The organism is Embleya australiensis, assembly GCF_051903075.1.
Lineage (GTDB): Bacteria > Actinomycetota > Actinomycetes > Streptomycetales > Streptomycetaceae > Embleya.
The window spans coordinates 5,847,903-5,865,962 of the sequence record NZ_CP182422.1; the positions used below are offsets into that span (position 1 = coordinate 5,847,903).

The 18,060-nt window shown below is 71.8% G+C and carries 16 protein-coding genes; 11 read left to right on the top strand and 5 right to left on the bottom strand.

Annotation, left to right across the window (positions count from 1 at the left end; all coding sequences use genetic code 11):
• Window positions 1-233: 233 nt before the first annotated feature.
• Window positions 234-1,121 carry an RNA polymerase sigma factor SigF gene (locus ACMXN5_RS25325; protein ID WP_379996598.1) on the top strand — a complete coding sequence of 296 codons (888 nt, stop codon included), beginning with the start codon at window positions 234-236 and terminating at the stop codon, window positions 1,119-1,121.
• A gap of 482 nt (window positions 1,122-1,603) precedes the next feature.
• On the opposite strand, the gene ACMXN5_RS25330 is transcribed toward ACMXN5_RS25325, so the two are convergent.
• Both ACMXN5_RS25330 and ACMXN5_RS25335 read right to left on the bottom strand, forming a co-directional pair.
• A complete protein-coding gene (locus ACMXN5_RS25330) occupies window positions 1,604-2,293 on the bottom strand; it encodes a PIG-L deacetylase family protein (RefSeq protein WP_439677127.1) in 690 nt (229 codons plus the stop codon).
• A gap of 233 nt (window positions 2,294-2,526) precedes the next feature.
• Complete coding sequence (locus ACMXN5_RS25335; protein WP_439677128.1) at window positions 2,527-3,966, bottom strand: MFS transporter; 1,440 nt, start codon at window positions 3,964-3,966, stop codon at window positions 2,527-2,529.
• A 289-nt stretch (window positions 3,967-4,255) separates the two neighbouring features.
• On the opposite strand from ACMXN5_RS25335, the gene ACMXN5_RS25340 reads away from it, so the two are divergent.
• The 7 genes from ACMXN5_RS25340 (at window position 4,256) to ACMXN5_RS25370 (ending at window position 11,521) form a co-directional block, all read left to right on the top strand.
• Window positions 4,256-4,735 carry a MarR family winged helix-turn-helix transcriptional regulator gene (locus ACMXN5_RS25340; RefSeq protein ID WP_439678074.1) on the top strand — a complete coding sequence of 160 codons (480 nt, stop codon included), beginning with the start codon at window positions 4,256-4,258 and terminating at the stop codon, window positions 4,733-4,735.
• A gap of 348 nt (window positions 4,736-5,083) precedes the next feature.
• Window positions 5,084-5,599, top strand: a complete 516-nt coding sequence (locus ACMXN5_RS25345) for a putative immunity protein (protein WP_439677129.1) — start codon at window positions 5,084-5,086, stop codon at window positions 5,597-5,599.
• Between the two features lie 994 nt (window positions 5,600-6,593).
• A complete protein-coding gene (locus ACMXN5_RS25350; RefSeq protein ID WP_439677130.1) occupies window positions 6,594-7,604 on the top strand; it encodes a hypothetical protein in 1,011 nt (336 codons plus the stop codon).
• A gap of 81 nt (window positions 7,605-7,685) precedes the next feature.
• Entirely contained in the window at window positions 7,686-8,495 is an 810-nt protein-coding gene (locus tag ACMXN5_RS25355; protein WP_395791422.1) for an ABC transporter ATP-binding protein, read from the top strand.
• Between the two features lie 786 nt (window positions 8,496-9,281).
• Window positions 9,282-9,860, top strand: a complete 579-nt coding sequence (locus tag ACMXN5_RS25360) for a DoxX family protein (protein ID WP_439677131.1) — start codon at window positions 9,282-9,284, stop codon at window positions 9,858-9,860.
• Between the two features lie 135 nt (window positions 9,861-9,995).
• Complete coding sequence (locus tag ACMXN5_RS25365; protein ID WP_395791426.1) at window positions 9,996-10,673, top strand: uracil-DNA glycosylase; 678 nt, start codon at window positions 9,996-9,998, stop codon at window positions 10,671-10,673.
• Between the two features lie 185 nt (window positions 10,674-10,858).
• Entirely contained in the window at window positions 10,859-11,521 is a 663-nt protein-coding gene (locus tag ACMXN5_RS25370; protein ID WP_439677132.1) for a hemerythrin domain-containing protein, read from the top strand.
• 27 nt (window positions 11,522-11,548) lie between these two features.
• Here the strand turns inward: ACMXN5_RS25370 and ACMXN5_RS25375 are convergent, their stop codons facing one another.
• The 3 genes from ACMXN5_RS25375 to ACMXN5_RS25385 all read right to left on the bottom strand — a co-directional run bounded on the left by ACMXN5_RS25375 (window position 11,549) and on the right by ACMXN5_RS25385 (window position 14,863).
• On the bottom strand, window positions 11,549-12,511 hold the full coding sequence (locus tag ACMXN5_RS25375) for a TIR domain-containing protein (protein WP_439677133.1): 963 nt from the start codon (window positions 12,509-12,511) through the stop codon (window positions 11,549-11,551).
• Between the two features lie 70 nt (window positions 12,512-12,581).
• Complete coding sequence (locus tag ACMXN5_RS25380; RefSeq protein WP_439677134.1) at window positions 12,582-13,670, bottom strand: effector-associated domain 2-containing protein; 1,089 nt, start codon at window positions 13,668-13,670, stop codon at window positions 12,582-12,584.
• 137 nt (window positions 13,671-13,807) lie between these two features.
• The gene (locus ACMXN5_RS25385) at window positions 13,808-14,863 is read right to left on the bottom strand and encodes a TIR domain-containing protein (protein ID WP_439677135.1); all 1,056 of its coding nucleotides are present in this window, start codon (window positions 14,861-14,863) and stop codon (window positions 13,808-13,810) included.
• 298 nt (window positions 14,864-15,161) lie between these two features.
• On the opposite strand from ACMXN5_RS25385, the gene fxsA reads away from it, so the two are divergent.
• From fxsA to ACMXN5_RS25400, 3 genes are read left to right on the top strand one after another with little or no spacing between them, the layout of a single operon-like run.
• Window positions 15,162-15,428, top strand: coding sequence for an FxSxx-COOH cyclophane-containing RiPP peptide (gene fxsA / locus ACMXN5_RS25390; RefSeq protein WP_395791436.1), 267 nt, complete (start codon window positions 15,162-15,164; stop codon window positions 15,426-15,428).
• 14 nt (window positions 15,429-15,442) lie between these two features.
• A complete protein-coding gene (locus ACMXN5_RS25395; protein WP_395791438.1) occupies window positions 15,443-16,600 on the top strand; it encodes an FxsB family cyclophane-forming radical SAM/SPASM peptide maturase in 1,158 nt (385 codons plus the stop codon).
• On the top strand, window positions 16,597-17,958 hold the full coding sequence (locus tag ACMXN5_RS25400; RefSeq protein WP_439677136.1) for an HEXXH motif domain-containing protein: 1,362 nt from the start codon (window positions 16,597-16,599) through the stop codon (window positions 17,956-17,958). The genes ACMXN5_RS25395 and ACMXN5_RS25400 overlap by 4 nt, the downstream gene beginning before the upstream one ends.
• The last annotated feature ends 102 nt before the right edge of the window (window positions 17,959-18,060 follow it).

Below are 18,060 nucleotides of genomic sequence, written 5' to 3' on the forward strand. Positions count from 1 at the left end.
ACGTTTGGCAGACGTTTGATTAGCGAATGTCCGCTTTCGCTGCGCCATATGGGCTGCTTTCGTGCGTTTTTTCCGTTTCGCCGGTCCGTCGTTTGCCGAGGTGAGCCCGCATGTCGCGATCCTGACCTCAGGACGTACCCCCGGAGGGCTCTTGATCTTCCTGTGCTTCAGGTCACAGACTCGATGTCGCTCGGGGTTATCGGTGTCCATCCATCCGGATTGGGAGACCCTGCATGGCCGTGCGCCTGAGCACCCTCGACACGACCGCGGAACCCCGCGTCGCGGCACCCCCGCCGGCGCCGACCGTAGATCTCGACGACCTGTTGGCCCACCCGCACCTGGTCACCCGGCTGCCCACGCCGATGGCCCGGGCGGCCGGCGATCTGATGCTCGCCCGGCTCGCCACGCTGGAGCCGGGCACCGTGGACCACTCGTACCTGCGCGGACTGCTCGTCGAGCTGAACCTGCCGATGGTGCGGCACGCGGCCGGGCGCTACCGGCGGCGCGGTGAGCCGGTCGAGGACATCGTCCAGGTCGGCACGATCGGCCTGATCAAGGCGATCGACCGCTACGAGGCGGACCGCGGCAGCAGCTTCATGGCCTACGCGATGCCGACCATCATCGGCGAGATCAAGCGTTTCTTCCGGGACACCTCCTGGTCGGTGCGGGTGCCGCGGCGGCTGCGCGAGCTGCGTACCGAGCTGCTGCGGGCCACCGACGAGCTGACCGCGATGCACGGGCGTACGCCCACACCGCGCGAGCTGGCGGAGCGGTTGTGCATCACCGAGGAGGAGGTGCTGGAGGGCCTGGACGCCTGCACCGTGTACACCGCGACCTCGCTGGACGAGACCGCCTACGGGGACGCGGACGGGCAGGAGACGGTCGGCGACCGGCTCGGCTCCGAGGACCACGCGCTCGACCTGGTCGAGTACCGCGAGGCGCTGCGCCCGCTGCTGGCCGAGTTGCCGCAGCGGGAGCGGGCGATCCTGGTCATGCGGTTCTACGGCAACCTGACGCAGGCGCAGATCGGCGAGCGGATCGGCATCTCGCAGATGCACGTGTCCCGCCTTCTGGCCCGCACGCTGGCTTCGTTGCGTGAACGGTTGATGATCCCGGGCTGAGCCTGGCGCCTGATGGCTCGGGGTGGGTACGGGTCGGCGCGGCGTGGCGTGGCGCAGGCCGTGTGCGGTGCGCCGTGCGGCCACCGGCCGGCCGCGCCTCCCGAGGCCGGAGTGGGGGCCGAGGCCGCCCGGGCCGGCCAGGCCGCCCGGGACCGTGCGGGTCGGCGGGGCGGGCCGGGCTCGCCGCACGGGTATCGCCGCCGGGCCGGAGTCGAGCGGCCGGGCCGGTGCAGCCGCTGAGCGGGACGTCCGCACGCCGGATGCCCTCCTGGCCGCCCTGTCGCCCGTGGTCGTCCGGGATCCTCCGACCGCCCGGGCTCGCCTGGCGGCTGCGACCGCCTCTGCCCGCCGTTATCGCGTGGGTCTGCCACGTCTGCCCGGGCCCGCCATGGCCGTTCGGGTCGGCGGTGCCCTCCGGGCCCGCCGGTCGCGTGGTCGACTATCCCGGAGGGCCCGGCGTGCGTACGGCCTGTCGGGTCGGGTCAGCGGAACAGGACCTCGAAGGGGCGGCGGAAGTAGGCGAGTTTTTCCGGGGGGAGGGGGATTCGGTCGTCGCGGCCCGGGACCAGCGGGGCTATTTGGGAGGCCAGGCACGACAACGCCCGTTCCTTGCGGGCCTGTTGCACCTCGGTCAGGTCGACCCGCAGTGCCCGGCTCCACGGCACCCGGGCGTCGTCCGGTCGGGCCCACTGCCACATCCGCAGCGGGAACTCGACCAGCCCGACGCCGGTTTCCCGGCACGCCGCGTCGGCCGCGCGGCCGGTGCTCTCGTGGTCCGCGAAGCCGTCCTCGCGCCAGTTCGTGGCGCACAGCGCGAAGCCCGCGACGAGCGGGATCAGCCGCTCCGCCAGGTCGCGTTCGTGGCTGCCGACCGTGCGGTCCGGGATGCGCAGCCGGATCACCTCGACCGGGGCCACCCCGCCGGGATTGCCGACCAGCGTGGCGAACGCCCGGTCGGATTCCCGGATGCGTCGGGCGGCCAGTACCGATCCGGGTAAGCGGCTGCCCGGATGGGACGCGTCGCCGTCGGTCACGCTGACCACCCGGACCGGCGCGCCGCCCGCCACCGCCCGCGAGATGAATCCGCCCACCCCGAGCACCGCGTCCTCCGGGTGCGCGGCGACCACCACGAGGCCGCCGGCCAGGACCGGCCAGTCCTCCGGGAGGGTCACCGGCAGCGGTTGCCGTCGCCATTCGGACGCGGTGGTCCACGTGCTCCCGGAGCTTGAATCGGGTACCGGTGTACGCGATCCGCGGAAGGTGGGAAGGCTCATTGGGGCTCCCTGTCGAGTGGCGGAGTAGGGGTGACGATCTCCCGGAGGGGTGGTCGGCGCCTGGGTAAGACTTACGAGCATCGGTTACCCGAGCGGGTTTGACCATGCGCGACACGGGAATTGATGTGCCGTCAGGTCGCGGTCGGTACGGCCTCGGAGTCCTCCTTGCGCTTCCGCATCGGGATCTGCGCGGCTTCGACCGGTTTGCGTCCGGGGATGAACAACGCGACGCACAGGCCCAGGACCGCCGCGCCGCAGCCCAACCACAGCGAAGTCGTGAACGCGGCGCGGGAGGGGAACTCCCGCCCACCCGAACGCATCGTCAGGTTCGCGACCACGACGCCGATCACCGCGCTGGACGTCGACGTCCCGATCGAGCGCATCAGCGTGTTCAGGCCCGTAGCCGACCCGGTCTCGCCGATCGGCACGGCCTGCATGATCAGCGAGGGCATCGCCGCGTAGGCCAGGGCCACACCGACCGCCGACAGCACCGCCATCGCGACGATCTTCCAGATCGCGTCGAGCATGAACACCGAGCACGCGTAGCCGATCGCGATCACCAGGGTGCCCACCAGGAGCGAGACCTTCGGCCCATGGGCGGCCGAAAGCCGGGCGGACAGCGGCGAGATGAGCATCATCACGATCCCGGACGGCGCCATGCACAGACCCGCGACCACCATGCTCTTGCCCAGCCCGTAGCCGGTGCTCTCCGGATTCATCAACACCTGCGGGAACACCAGGGACTGGGCGAACATCGCGAAACCGACCACGATCGAGGCGAGGTTGGTGAAGAGCACCTGCGGGCGGGCCGAGACGCGCAGGTCGACGAGCGGCTGCGCGGTGCGCAGTTCGAGCCATCCCCAGCCGAGCAGGACCACGACCGCGAGGCCCAGCAGACCGAGCGTGACGGCGCTGCCCCAGCCCCAGTCGGCGCCCTTGGTGATGGCGAGCAGCAGGGCGACGAGCCCGACGGACAGGCCGCCCGCGCCCGCGAAGTCGAACCGTCCCGGCAGCCGGACCGGCGACTCGGGCACCAGGAGCAGTACGAGGACGATGTCCAGCGCGCCGATCGCGCCGGCCGCCCAGAACATCATGTGCCAGTCGGCGTTCTGCGCGATCAACGCGGCCACCGGCAGTCCGATCGCGCCGCCGATGCCGAGCGTGGCGCTCATCAGCGCGATCGAGGAGCCCAGCTTCGCGGGCGGGAGTTCGTCGCGCATGATGCTGATGCCGAGCGGGATCACGCCGAACGACGCGCCCTGGAGGAGCCGGCCGCCCACCATCGGGAGCAGCGAGTCGGACAACGCGCACAACACCGAGCCGGCGACCATCAGGCCGAGGCTGACGACCAGGATCCGGCGTTTGCCGAACATGTCGCCGAGGCGCCCCATCACGGGTGTGCAGACCGCCCCCGACAGCAGCGTGGCGGTGACCACCCAGGAGGCGTCTGCCGGCGAGGTGTCGAGCATTCGGGGCAGGTTCGGCAGTAGCGGGACGACCAGGGTCTGCATCAGCGCGACGACGACGCCGCAGAAGGCGAGTACGGCCACGACCCGGCCGGCGCGATCCACGGTGGCGGGTGGGTGGGGGAGGATGCCCGCACCCGTACCTGCACCTGCGCCCGCACCCGCCGGGCTCGGCTTTGGTATGCCGCTCGAACCGGTCACTGACTGCCTCCTGGGACTTGTGGCGTAGGGCTGGGGTGCCGGCAGCGGCGGAATGATTGCCGCGGTCAATGAATGTGCACGATACACATGATGTGTATCGTGCACATTGCCTGGGCCCGGCGCTAGGGTCGTACACGGCGCATCGGGTGTGAAGGCGGGAGTGGATGTGTTGGAAGGCATCGAGCGGGAGCTGATGCTGATCGCTCGGCACCACGTCATGGGCAAGCGGCGGGGCGACGGCATGGAGCGGTCGGCCTACCTGCTGCTGACCCGCCTGGAGGTCGAGGGACCGATGACGATCGGTGCGCTGGCAGAAGCGTTTCGGCTCGACACTTCGACGGTGAACCGCCAGGTGGCCGCACTCCTGCGGGCAGGCGACGCCGAGCGCATCGCAGACCCGGACGGCGGCCTGGCCCGCAAACTGCGGATCACCGAGGAGGGCACCGAACACCTGGCGGCGGAACGCACCGGCCACTGCCGGGGCCTGGAACGCGTCTTGGCGTCCTGGGGCGAGGGCGAACGCCGCGAACTGTTCGAGGTCCTGACCCGCTTCAACCGCGCGGTCGAGACCACGGAGGGCCGCGAATGGCCCCGCCGCGAAACGGACGACGTGACGGGCGAGGTCGCGCACACGGGCGGCGTCGCGCACACGGGCGGCGTCGCGCGCGGGTGAGTCGACGGGGGCGGTGGGTGCGGTGAGCCGAGTCGGGGTCGGGGCGTGGTGGGCCGGGTGAAGACCGGGGGTTTACCGAGGATGCCCTCACGCTGATCGACACGACCTCGCGCGGCTACCCACGAGCGGTCGACAACCTCTTCCTGCGGGCCCTCGTCGCCACCGGCAGGAACCTCGTCGACGAGTTGCCGCCCATGCGTGCGTGAGCGAGGTGGTCGGCGACTGGGAACTCGTCTCGTCCGGCCGGGAATCGGCAGCCGAGCTTGCGGATCGACCACCGGGTTTGCAGGCTTCGCTCGGGGTGTGCACGGTCGCGGATGCGCATGCTCGCAGGAAGGAAGGTCAACCATGATCCTCCCGAAGGTCAGAGACCCTCGCTTCGTGACGATCCGCCGGGGCGGGACCCTCACCGATTCGGATCACCATCTCCTCGCCCTTTGGGCGGCAGCCTGCGCGGAGCACGTCCTCGACCTCTTCGAGTCGGCTCAGCCTCAGGACCCGCGACCGCGCCAGGCGATCGAGCATGCCCGCGCCTGGGTGCGCGGCGAGGTCAAGATGATGCAGGCCCGCGCGGCGGGCGGCCATGCAATGGGTGCCGCTCGAGACCTGCGTGGCGCAGCACGGCATGCCGCGTACGCCGCCGGCCAGGCCGCAGTCGTCGCACACGTCGCCGCGCACGAACTCGGAGCGGCTGCCTATGCGATCAAGGCCGCGCGCGCTGCCGCGCCGAAAGACGAGAGCGAGGCCGCAGGACGACTCGAGTGCCAGTGGCAGCGCGACCAGCTCCCGGAGGCGATTCGCCGGCTCGTACTCGACGACCAGCGATTGCGCAACGACATCTGCTGGTCGGTGTTTGCCTGCTGAGGCTGATCCACCGGCACCTTGCCGAAGGAAACGACACCTCGCCGACGATGGCTCCGCCGGAACACCCACGGGCGGGGCGTCGCCGTCAGAGTTCGTCGGCATTTTCAACGCCGGGCGACAAGAACCCTGTGGTGGGGCATCGAAGGCGCGTTTCAGGGGCTCGGATCGGGTTTTGTCGTGGGCTTGTCGGTCGCGTCGGGGGTGGAGTCCGGTGCTGGGTCGGGGGGTTCGGGGGCCGCGGAGGGTGCGGGGCTGGTGTCGGGATCGGGATTGCGTTCGGCGGTGGGCTTGGGGTGGGGCTGCGGAGTGGGATCGGGGGTTGAGGGGGTGTTGGCGGCGGCTGCCGGTGCCGGTGGCGCCGCTGGTTCGGGCGTGGTGGTTTCGTCAGGTGCCGGCTCGGGCTTCGGGCTTTGCTTCGTGGTGGTGTCGGCTGTTGCGGCCTTGTTTGCCGGGGTGGTTTTGGTGGCGGGCTTCGGGGGTGTGGAACTCGGCTCTGGCTCGGGGGTGTTCGGGGGTGTGTCGGGTTCGGGTTTCTTTGGGGTGGGAGAACTTCCTTCTGGTTGTGCCGCGTTGGTGGATGCTTCGGTTGCCGTGGTTGCCGTGGTTGCCGTGGTTGCCGTGGTTGGTATTGGGGGTGCCTTGATGGGCTCCTCGTCGTACTCGTCCTCTACGTCTTCCGCGTCGTCCGCGAATCGGCGGCGGCCCGCGAGTGCCAACAGGGCGCCGGCTGCGACGAGGACCAGGCCCGCGACGAAGATGGTGGGCTCGTTCCCACTGGCGCCCGCCATGTCCGATGTGATCGGCGCCATGTCTGCGAGGGTCCTCAACGGTGTGATCCGATCCATCGGTGAACAGGTCCGGTCGTCTTACTAGCAGACGCGGCGAACGCGGGGAAACCGGCTCCGGGACAGGAGTTTCCCGGGTGAGAGTTTTCCTGGACGAAACACGAGCGCGCGAGGATCGGCCCGCGAACAAGGGGGCCGCGATGACCGTCATGGCGACACGTACGGGGCTTGGCTGGGAGCACGGGATCGACGACGTACCGTCCGACGTCGCGATCGCGGGAGGATTGTGCGTGGTCGCGGGGGTCGCCGGCGGGGTGCGTCTCCTCGACGCGGCGACCGGGCGATTCCTGGCCCGGATCGTGGTGCCGGGCGGGGTGTACCGGGCCGAATTCTCGCCGGACGGCTCCGTGGTCGCCCTCGCCGGGCCCACCGGGTACGCCCTGTGGCGGGTCACCGACGGCGCCCTGGTGTTGCGGACGCCGGGCCTGCCCGCCCGCTGCGCGTGGTCCGAGGACGGCCGTTGCGCGGTGTCCTTCGGCGGCGTCGTACGGGTGTACGCGCCCGGCACCGGGACCGAGTCGTGGCGCGCCGTGGACGGGCGGGTGCGGGTGGACGACGTGGTCTGGGTCGACGGGGGCGGGCTCGCGGTCGCGCTCGGCGGCGAGGTGCACATGTACGGACCGCGCGGACGCACGAACGTGTGGACCTGGCCGATCCCGGTGCGGCTGTTGGCCGGCACGCCGGGCGGGGCCTGGTTGTGCGCGGCGGGCGACGTGCCGGGCGTGCAGGTGCGTGGGGCCGGCGGCACGCACGAGGACCTGGACTCGGTCGGCGACCTGCCCGCCGTCGGACTCGCCCTCGACGCGGGCGGCGGCCGGCTCGCGGTCGAGGACCGGGCCGGGCTGACCGTGTGGGATCTCGCCGCCCGAGGCGGCCGGGTACGCCCGCGCCCGCGTCGGCTGCCCGCGCAACCCCGGGCGTGCGCGCCGCGGTGGCGGCCGGCCGGCGGCGGTCTGTTGGCCACTTCGGGGGGTGACGGGATGCTCGTGGTGTGGGATGTACGGGCGGGGTCGGCGCGCAGGGCGGCCACTCCGCTCGCGCGCCGGCACGTCTCGGCGCCGGTGGCCGCGCTCGCGTGGCACGGGACGGACGCGCTGCTGTTCGCGGACCGCGCCGGGCGGGTCGGTGCCCGGTGGTTCCCGGAGTTGACCAACCGTTGACCGGGGGCGCCGGTGCCGCGAGCGGGTTCGATTAGGTTAGCCTCGCCTTACATATGCTGTGTACGGCCGGGAGGTCCGCCCATGGAACTGCTCGTGGAAGATCTGCATGCCGGATACCCGGGCCATCGTGCGGTGTCGGGCGTCGACCTGTCCGTCGCCGCGGGCACGGTGGTCGCGATCGTCGGGCCGAACGGTTGCGGGAAGTCGACGCTGCTGCGCTCGATCGCGCGCCTGCACCGGCCGGAGTCGGGTCGGGTCGCGGTCGGCGGCGCGGACATCTGGGGGCTGAAGCCGCGTCAAGCCGCGCACCGTGTGGGCCTGTTGCCGCAGAATCCGCAGGCGCCGGAGGCGGTCACGGTATCCGGCCTGGTGCGGTATGGGCGGCATCCGCACCAGGGTCTGTTCCGCCAGTGGTCGCGCGAGGACGAGCGGGTGTGCCGGGAGGCGTTGACCGCGACCGGCGTGCTGTCGTTGGCCGATCGGCGGCTCGATCGGCTCTCCGGCGGGCAGCGGCAGCGCTGTTGGGTCGCGATGGTGATCGCGCAGGAGGCGCCGGTGATGTTGCTCGACGAGCCGACGTCGGCGCTCGATCTCGGGCACGCGGTCGAGGTGTTGGGGCTGGTTCGGCGGGTCGCCGCGGGTGGGCGCACGGTGGTGATGGTGCTGCACGACCTGGCGTCGGCGGCGCGCTACGCGGACGTGCTGGTCGCGATGCGGGCGGGGCGGGTGATTGCGTCGGGGCCGCCTCGGGAGGTGGTGGACGCGGCGTTGGTGCGGGCGTTGTACGACGTGGACGCGGACATCCTGCGGGCGCCGGGGGACGACACGCCCGTGGTGGTGCCGAGGCCGGACGGCGAGGCCGCCACGATCGCGCCTGTCGCCTCCGGCTGAGCCGCCGCCACCGGCCGAGCCCGGCCCCTGGCTGGTGCGCTTGGCCCCGGTCGCGGATGGGCCGAGTGCCCACAGGCCGCCCTCAAACGCCGGACGGGCTTATCGGGGCCGCCCGGTCGTGGGTGGGGCGCGTGCCCGCTTGTTGTCCTCAAGCGCCGGACGGGCTGATGGGTCGGCCACATCCTTGGGTGCGCCCAGACCGGCTTGCCGTCCTCAAACGCCGGACGGGCTGATTGGGTCCGCCCTGGGCGTGGGTGGGGCGCGTGGCCGCTTGTCGTCCTCAAACGCCGGGCGGGCTGAAGTGCTTGGCCCCGATCGTTGGTGGGCCGGGTGCCGGCTTGCCGTCCTCAAGCGCCGGACGGGCTGATTTTGGTGGCGTTCGGGGATTCGGCTGCGGGGCGGGTTGACTCGGCCCATTTACGGATGAGGCCGAGCGCTTCAGCCCGTCCGGCGTTTGAGGACGGCGAGGCGAGGCCGGCTTACCTGTGGATGTGGCCGACCCGATCAGCCCGTCCGGCGTTTGAGGACGGCCAGTGGGTACTCGGCTCGCCCCGCGACGCGGGCCGGGCACACCAGCCTGTCCGGCGTTTGAGGACGGTGAGGCGAGATGGGCTTACCCACCGCCGTGGCCGACCCCATCAGCCTGTCCGGCGTTTGAGGACGCCCTGTGGGCACTTGGCCCATTCGCGACTCGGGGCGAGCGCGCCGGCCCCGTTTTGGTGCGCGTTTCGCGACAGGTAGGTTGCCTGTTGAGATGTGACGATGTGTCAGCTGATGAGGTGGGCGATGTTCGGCAGGAAGAAGAAGGCCCCGGTGGCGGCCGAGGGCCGGGATGTGGCGGCGTTGGTGCTTCGGGCCACGCTCGGCCCGATGTTGTTCGCGCACGGCTACAACAAGGTCGCCGGCCCCGGCGGCCTCGCGGGCACCACCGGCTGGTTCGAGTCGCTCGGTCTCCAGCCCGCCGAGGTGCACGCGCGCCTCGCGGCCGGGACCGAGATGGCGGCCGGCGTCGGCATCGTGCTCGGCGTGGCCAATCCGCTGCCGTCGGCGGCCACGGTGGGGCTGATGAGTGTCGCCGCCGCGACCGACCACAAGGGCAAGGGCTTTTTCGTGTTCAAGGGCGGCTGGGAGTACACCGCCGTGGTCGGCGGCGCCGCGGTCGCCTTGGCCGCGCTCGGCAACGGCAAGTACTCGGTCGACGCCCTGGTCGGTCGCCGGCGATCCGGCCTGCGTCCGGCGCTGTTCGCCGCCGGCGTCGGGGTGGCGAACGCCGCGCTGTTGCTGAAGCTCTGCTACAAGCCGGAGCCGAAGGCGACCGAGGCACCGGAGCCGGAGGCCAAGCCGGACGAGACGGTCGACGCGTAACACTTCGGACCGCCTCGATCACCTCGGCCCGCCCCGAACCCCTCCGGGCGGGCCGAGGTGTCCGCGCGAGCGGCTACGTTGGGGTCCTCGTTGATCCATGGGCGTCTCGAACGCCTTCGTGTGGAGGTTCTTGCTGTGCAGACGTTGCCCGAGTCCTGGCAGCCCGTGCTCGCGGAGGAGCTGGCGAAGCCCTACTACGCCGAGCTGACCGCGTACGTGGACGCGGAACGCAAGGAACACCAGATCTTCCCGCCGGAGGACGAGGTGTTCGCGGCGCTGGAGGCGACGCCGTACCAGGACGTGCGGGTGCTGGTGGTCGGGCAGGACCCGTACCACGACGACAACCAGGCGCACGGCATGTCCTTCTCGGTCCGGCCCGAGGTGCGCATCCCGCCGTCGCTGCGCAACATCTACAAGGAGATGAACGCCGACATCGGCCTGCCGATCCCCGACAACGGCTACCTGATGCCGTGGGCGCGGCAGGGTGTGCTGCTGCTCAACACGGTGCTCACCGTGCGGGCGCACGAGGCCGCCTCGCACAAGGGCAAGGGCTGGGAGAAGTTCACCGACGCGGTGATCAAGGCGGTCAACGACCGGGACGAGCCGGTGGTGTTCGTGCTGTGGGGCGGGCACGCGAAGAAGAAGATCTCGCTGATCGACACCACCAAGCACGCGATAGTGCAGGGCGCGCACCCCTCGCCGCTGTCCGCGAAGCTCTTCCACGGCAGCAAGCCGTTCTCGCAGATCGATGCCGCGCTCGCGGCCATGGGGCACAAGCCGATCGACTGGACGATCCCGAACGTGAAGAAGTAGCTGAAGCGGGGGCGCAAGAAAAGCGACATCCGGCGTTCCGGTTCGGTATCGGCTCGGCCGCTATCGGACCGGAAACGGACGCCATTCGGGAATGGCCGGAAATCTCCTTGCATCGGTGCGGAATACGTGCCGCGTGCCCTTACGGTGTGGGGTTCCCCCATCCCGTGCCTCCCGAGGCGGCCCCCGTGTCCACATCCACAGTTCGGCCCGTCACTCCCACCTCCACTCCCGCCCCCACCCTCGACCTGACTCCCGGCTATGTCGCGCACCGCGGCCTGCGTGAGGAGTTGGCCGCCCTGACCGAGGTGACCCGACACCTCGATCCGGTCGACATCCTGCGTGTGCGCGCGGTCGAGGAACATCTCGCGCTGGTGCTGCGCTTCCTGCGCGCGCACCATCGCGAGGAACACATCGTCCTGTACCCGTCGGTGCGCGCCGGTTCGCCCCGGGCCGCCCGTACCGTGACCGCCTTCCAGGTCGACCACTCGACCCTGGAGGAGGCGATGCGCCTGGTCGCCGACCGGAGCGTGCCGCTGCGGGATCGTTCACCCGCGATCGGGCGGCTGTGCGAACTGGTCGCCCGGCACAGCCTGGCCGAGGAGCACGAGCTGTTCCCGCTGATGCGGCGGCACGTGCGCGGCACACCCGACGGGCGCATGCCGACCCGGACCGTGCGGGTCTGGGGCCGCGACCTCCCGGCCTTCGTGGCCTTCCACCTGCACCACGCCACCGGCGCCGAGCGGCGGCGGGTGCTGCGCTGGATCCCGCCGGGGACGGCGCTGCTGTGGCGGGCCGGCTGGCGGCGCTCCTACGAGCGGCGTCGGCGTGCCGCGTACGGCGGCTCCTGACGACCGGACGAGGCCGACGGGGCCCGGCTAGGTCCGGTCCCGAGCCGGGTCCGTCGTGTCGCTCGGCGCGGTCAGCTCGGCCAGGAGTTCGCGGACCCGCTCGATCTCCGGGCCGGTCGGCTGTACGTCGCCGAGCGCGCGGACCAACGCGTCCAGTGCGCGGGCCGGTTCGGGCTCGGCGAGCGTGGACAGGTCGTGGATCAGCCGCAGCAGCATGATCCGCGGCGCGGCGATCTGCTCGCGGGGCAACGGGCGTTCGAAGTAGTCCTCGGCCAGATCCAGCCACAGGTTCCACAGGTCGGTCCGGGCGATCCGGGGCACCGCCATGATCGCGTCGGTCAGCGCCCGGGTGTGCCCGGCGGTGACGGTACGGCGGATCACCGGCGCGGCGGGCAGGCGCGGCGCGGGCACCGGGCGGACGCCCGGCGCGGGCGCCGGGTCGGCCGAGTCCGCCGGGCCCGCCCGGTCCGCCGGCGCCGTCCCGTCCGACCCCGAGCCGTCCGCCCCCGCCCCGTCCCCCCGCGGCCCCGGGAACGGCGGCGGCTCCGTCGGCCGGGTCGGCCCGGTGATCGCCGCCATCAGCTCCGTCTGCGCGTCCGCCTCGGACTTGCCGTACAACGTCCGGCGCAACAACGGCCGCAGCACGGACGGGATCTGCTCGCGCGGGACCTCGTGCACCACCAGCGGGATCAGCCGCCGGCCGCTGCCGCGCAGCGCGTCGGACATCGCGGTCCACTCGACCGTGGTCCAGCGCTCCGGGACGAAGTAGGCCGGGGAGAACAGCGCGATCATGTGCCCGGCGTTGTCCAGCGCACGGCTGACCAGCGTGGTCAGGTTCTCGCCGGTCGCCCAGTCCCAGGCGTCGAGTTCGACGTCCAGACCGGCTCGGACCAGCTGCCCCGCGACCCACTTTGCCCAATCCGTGTCCGAGCCGGCGTGACTGATGAAGTAACGCACCGTCTCGCCCCCGTACTCCCCGTCATTCGCCATACGCATCAGCATGGCGCACCCGCCGGCCGGAATCGGCCCCGTCGCCGGATGTACCCCTCGTGTCGGCCGCTCACCCGGGCAGGTTGTCGATCGCCCGGCAGACCTCCTCCACGCCCTGGGTGTTGGGCAGCACATCGTGCAGCGCACGGCACAGGCACTGCAGCGAGTGGATCGGTTCCGGGCCGTTGACCAGGGTCCGCAACATGTGCAGCAGCATCGAGCGCGCGTCGGTCATGTGCCGGTGCAGCAACTGGTGTTCGAGGTAGTCCTCGGACAGATCCAGCCAGATCGACCAGGTGTCCGGCGCGCGCAGCCCGCGCACCGCGAGGAACAGGTCGGCGAGGTAGACGATCTGGTTCTGCGGGATGGTCCGGGACAGCTTGGCCATGTTGCCGAAGCGCAGCAGTTCGAGGGTGACCTCCGGGGACACCAGCCCCGTCGCGAACAGCTCCGCGATCCGGGCGATCGCGGCGGGTCGGTCGCCGACGAACGCGGCGATCGCCTCGGCGGTGACCAGCTCCAGCTCGAAGCCCCGGTGTGCGTCGAGGAGCATCAGGACGGACGACTGCCGGTCCAGCGGCGGCAGATCGACCGTGCTGCCCAGGTGCCGGGCCAGCGGATCGGTACTGGTGATCAGCACGTGGCCGGGCCCGGTCGGGATCATCTCGCCGATCAGACCGGGCCGATCCACCTCGTCGAAGATCAGCAACCAGCCCTCGCGCGAGCGCAGTTCGTGCCCCGGGCCGACGGTCTGGCCGACCCGCCCGCCGAGGTTGCCCAGTTGTTCGAGCACGCGGTGCAGGAAGGCGACGCCGCTCTCGGTGGGGCGGGCGGCGCAGTCGAACCACCACACCACGTCGTACAGGTGCCGGTGCCGGTAGGCGTATTCGCGGGCCAGGTGCGTGGTGCCCAGGCCGGGCAGGTCGTCCTGGGGACGCAGCACCACCCGATGTTCGACCTGCATCAGCGCGCGCAGGTCCGCGAGGGTGTTGTCGCGGCCGTAGAACCGCCCCCTGGTGCCCGGCACGTGCCACACCGGCGGATTGTCGGTGGGCGAGCGCGGCGGGGGCGGCGGCGCGGTCCTGGGCGGCGGCGGGGTGATCACCGGTGGCGGGGCGATCACGGGCGGCGGGCCGGGCGCGGGCGGCGGGGCGATCACGGGCGGAGGCGACGAGTTCGCGGGCGGCGGCACGTTCGCGGACCCGGGCGCAGGCCCAGGCAAGGGCGCAGGCGCGTTCGTGGGCGGCCGGTCCGGCCTGGGCGGGCGCGGCGGCGGGGATATCGGGTCCGACACGCTCAGGAGAACCCCGTATTCCGCGCGGGCAGCGGCGCGAACCGGTGCACCGCGGCCACGAGCAGATCGCGTTGGCCGACCGCGTCCGTCTCGGTCAGGTCGACCGGCGGCACGCCGCGGAACATCGACGGCACCTGGGTGTGACCGACGACTATGGGCAGCAGCCGACCGCCCGCGTACCCGTCGCCCAGCGCCTCCTCCCACTCGTCCATCGCCAACCGGCGCGCCTCGAAGTAGTGCTCGGAGAACAGTGCGAGCACGTGCTCGCCCATCCCGCGCGCGCGGGCCATCGCCTTGCCGAAGCTCTCGCCCGCGCTCCAGTCCCAGCGGCTCAGCGAGACCCGGTAGTCCTCGAACGTGAGTACCTCGCTGACCCAGTCGGCCCAGGCCAGGTCGTTGCCGACGTAGCTGATCACCAGGTCGGTGCGGGCCGGCGGGACCGGCTCCAGGATCGGCAACCGCCGCGGCACCTCGGGCATCGTGCGCGAGGCGCCGTCGTGGCTGCCGAACATCGGCTCCACCTCGTCCGCCTCGGCCGCGTTCAGCGGCGCCAGGCGATGGCGCAGTGCCGCGGCCACCCGATCGGCCACGGTGCGCACCGCGCGAACGTAGCCGAGATCGCGGATACCGCCGAGCCGCAACATGTCGAACACGCTCGGCCCGTGACCGGGCGCGGGGATCCCGACCGGCCACTCGATCGGGCCGACCGCGGGCGGCACGGGTTGTTCGATCGTGGTCCACGGTACGGCGATCAGGTTCGGCGCCGAGACCCCCACGATCGACTCGTGTCGACGCAGCCGGTCGGTGAACACGGCCCAGTCGCGCCCGCAGTCCAGGTCCTCGAAGTAGTCGTCGGAACACAGCGCGACCATCGCGCGCGCCTGGGCGGGTGGATCGCCGTCGGGCATCTGGATCGGACCGAAGGTCGGCTGCAGCCGGATCGCCGCCCGCACCCGGTCCATCCCGCGCCGCAGTTCCGCCTCGACGTCGTCGTGGAAGCGGGCAGCCCATTTGGGATCACGGTCGGCGACGTGACTCGTGAAGAAGTCGTAGTCCACCAAGCGACCCCCGGATCGTGCACCGGACAAAAGGACGGCCCAGCGGCACCCGCGACCGCGCCGCGGGTCTGGCAAGTGCCGCCCCCATGCCGGTCGTTCGCGTGTACGACTCTGCCCACACAGAGCATCGCGCAGATCGACCCGGCCCGGCTAGTATAGGAAGGCTTGTGTAATCGTGGCGATACGTTCCGCACTCGAATGTACGGTTTCACTCGGACGGCACGCCCGAACGCTACCGGGCCGGACGGGCGAGACGAACCCGGCATCCGGCGACGCGGGAGGAACGGGGGTCCTGCGGATGCAACGAGAGCGCGGTGACGTGGAGTCGGCGCTGCCCGACCTCGACGGGCTCTGTCTCGACGACCTGGATCACCTGCCGGCCTCCGTGCTGGCCTCGGCGCTGCGCCGCCTGGTCCACGAGTCCGAGGAGCCCTCGGAGGCGGTGGTCGCGGGGTTCACGAGCGTGGTGGATCCGGTTCTCGTCGAGGCGGAGTTCGATCCCCGTGGCGGAAACGACCGTGCCGGGGGTCCCCGGGCGGACGGGAGCGGCACCGTTCGGGCCTGACCGTGGGAGGTCCGATGCACGAAGCGATTCCGTTTCGGCAATTCGTGGTCAAGATCGCGGCACGATGCGATCTCGCGTGCGATCACTGTTATGTGTACGAACTCCGGGACCAGAGCTGGCGCGAGCGCCCCCGAGTGCCGACCGACGCGACCGTCGGCGCGCTCGGCGCCTGGTTGCGCGCACACGCCGAGCGGGCCGGCCTGCGGGTGCTCGACATCGTGCTGCACGGCGGCGAACCGCTGCTCGCGGGACCGGACCGGATCGACCGGATCGCGCGCGAGTTGCGCGCCGCGCTCGCGGGTGTGGCCGAGTTGCGGATCACCATGCAGACCAACGGGGTTCGCCTGGACGAACGCTGCGCCGAGGTGTTGCTCGCGCACCGGATCCGGGTCGGCGTCTCGCTGGACGGCGACGCGCTCGCGCACGACCGGCACCGTCGCCACGCGGACGGGCGCGGCAGCCACGCCGAGGCGGTCCGGGGCATCGCGCTGTTGCGCCGGCCGCGCTACCGGCCCTTGTACGGCGGCCTGTTGTGCACGATCGACCTGGGCAACGACCCGGTGGCCACCTACGAGGAACTGCTCTCGCACGCCCCGCCGATGCTCGACCTGCTGCTGCCGCACGCCACCTGGGAGTTCCCGCCGCCCGGCGCACGCGAGGGCGAAACCCCGTATGCGGACTGGCTGATCGCGGTCTTCGACCGCTGGTACGGGGCGTCGGTGCGGGAGACGCGGGTGCGGATCCTGGAGGACCTGGTGGATCTGACCCTGGGCCGGGACGTACAGAGCGAGGTCCTGGGCCTGGGCCCGCCGGGCTCGGTGGTGGTGGAGACCGACGGCACGTTCGAACGCGAGGACTCGCTCAAGTCCGCCTACGACGGTGCGGCGGCCACCGGGCTCGACGTGTTCCGGCACGACCCGGCGACCGTGCTGGCCGCCCCCGCGTACGCCCGCGCGGCGGTCGGCGTGGCCGGGTTGAGCGCGACGTGCCGGCGCTGTCCGGTGGTGCGCACCTGCGGGGGCGGCCTGCGGGCGCACCGCTATCGCCCGGACAACGGCTTCGACAATCCGTCCGTGTACTGCGCCGACCTGCGCGCGCTGATCGACCACGTCGGCGCCCGCGTGCGCGCCGATGTCCGTGCCCTGGTGGCCGATTCGAGGAGTCGCGGATGATCGGGACACATCGGCTCACCGGCCCGGCCTTCGATCGACTCGCCGCAGGACAGGGCGACTTCGCGGCCGTGTCCGCGCTCGCCCGGGCGCAGGAGAGCCGCCGCCTGCTCCAGGTGTACGCGGTGGTCGCCACCGCCCGCGAGCGGTTGCCGAGCGCGCGCACCGCGCACCTCATCGACGCCCACGACCTGCTCGCACACGTCCAGCGCACCGCGCCGGACGCGGCGCGCACCGTGCTGATGCACCCGTACACCGGCGCGTGGGCGATGCGCAGCCTGCTGCGCCTGGGCCGGACCGACCTCGACCCGGCCGCCCCCGATCTCGACGAACTCCTGGGCCACCTGGGCTCGATCGCGGCGGCGGCGGCACTGCGCGGGGACCCCGAACACGGTCCGCCCGGCCGGGTCGAGCTGAGCGCGGTCGGCGGCTGGGTGTACCTGCCCACGCTGGGGCGGGTGCGGGTGGCGGCGGACGCGGGTCGGATCGCGCTGACCGGGCGCCAGTGGTCGGTCGGCAGCCGGCTGGTCTCGCGCCGACAGGCCAACCGCAGGTGCTCCGCCACCGCCGCCGGGCTGAGCGCGACGCTGGCGATCGAGGACGTCGACCCCTATCGCGACGTGCATCGCTGGCAGCCGAGCGCACGTCTGACGGCTCGCCAAGTATCCTTGCTGCAACGGAATTTCGCCTCCGCCTGGGATCAGCTGGCACACTCTCACCGGGCCTACGCGGCCGGCCTGCCGGCGGCGTTGTCCACGCTGGTCCCGGTGGTGGGCGAGCCCGGCGTCAGCCTCAGTTCGTCGTCGCGGTACGCGTTCGGGGGTCTCGCGCTCACGCCCGAGGTGGGCCCGACCACCCTGGCCGTCACGCTCGTCCACGAGTTCCAGCACAACAAGCTCGGCGCGATACAGGACATCACGAATCTCTCGACACGTTCGACCGCCCGGTACCGGGCGCCCTGGCGGTTGGACCCCCGACCGGTGGGCGCGCTCTTGCAAGGCGCCTACGCGCATCTGGGGATCGCGGATTTCTGGCGGGTTCGCCGGCACGCCGTCACGGGAGAGGAGCAGGATCGGGCACAGGCCGAGTTCGCCGTACACCGCGAGCACGTCACCGAGGCGATCGCGACGTTGCGCGAATGCGGTGAACTGACGCCGGACGGCGCACGTGTGGTGGATGCCATGGCGGGCACGGTGCAGTCGTGGTGGCGCGAGGACATACCGGCCGAGGCGGCGCGCCGTGCGGCCGAACGGGTGCGCTCGGGGTATCGGGCCTGGGTCGCGCGCAACGGCGACCGGGGCCGGCGCGGCACCCGCGAGCAGGTCGTGGACGCGGGCGGAACGACACGAAACGAAAGATGAACATGAGATTACCTGATGTAACGAGGAGTAACGTCGCGTGATGGACTCGGGTAGCCTGGGAACAACGAGTAACCGCGGGGGAGGGCAAGCCCACGCGCGTTG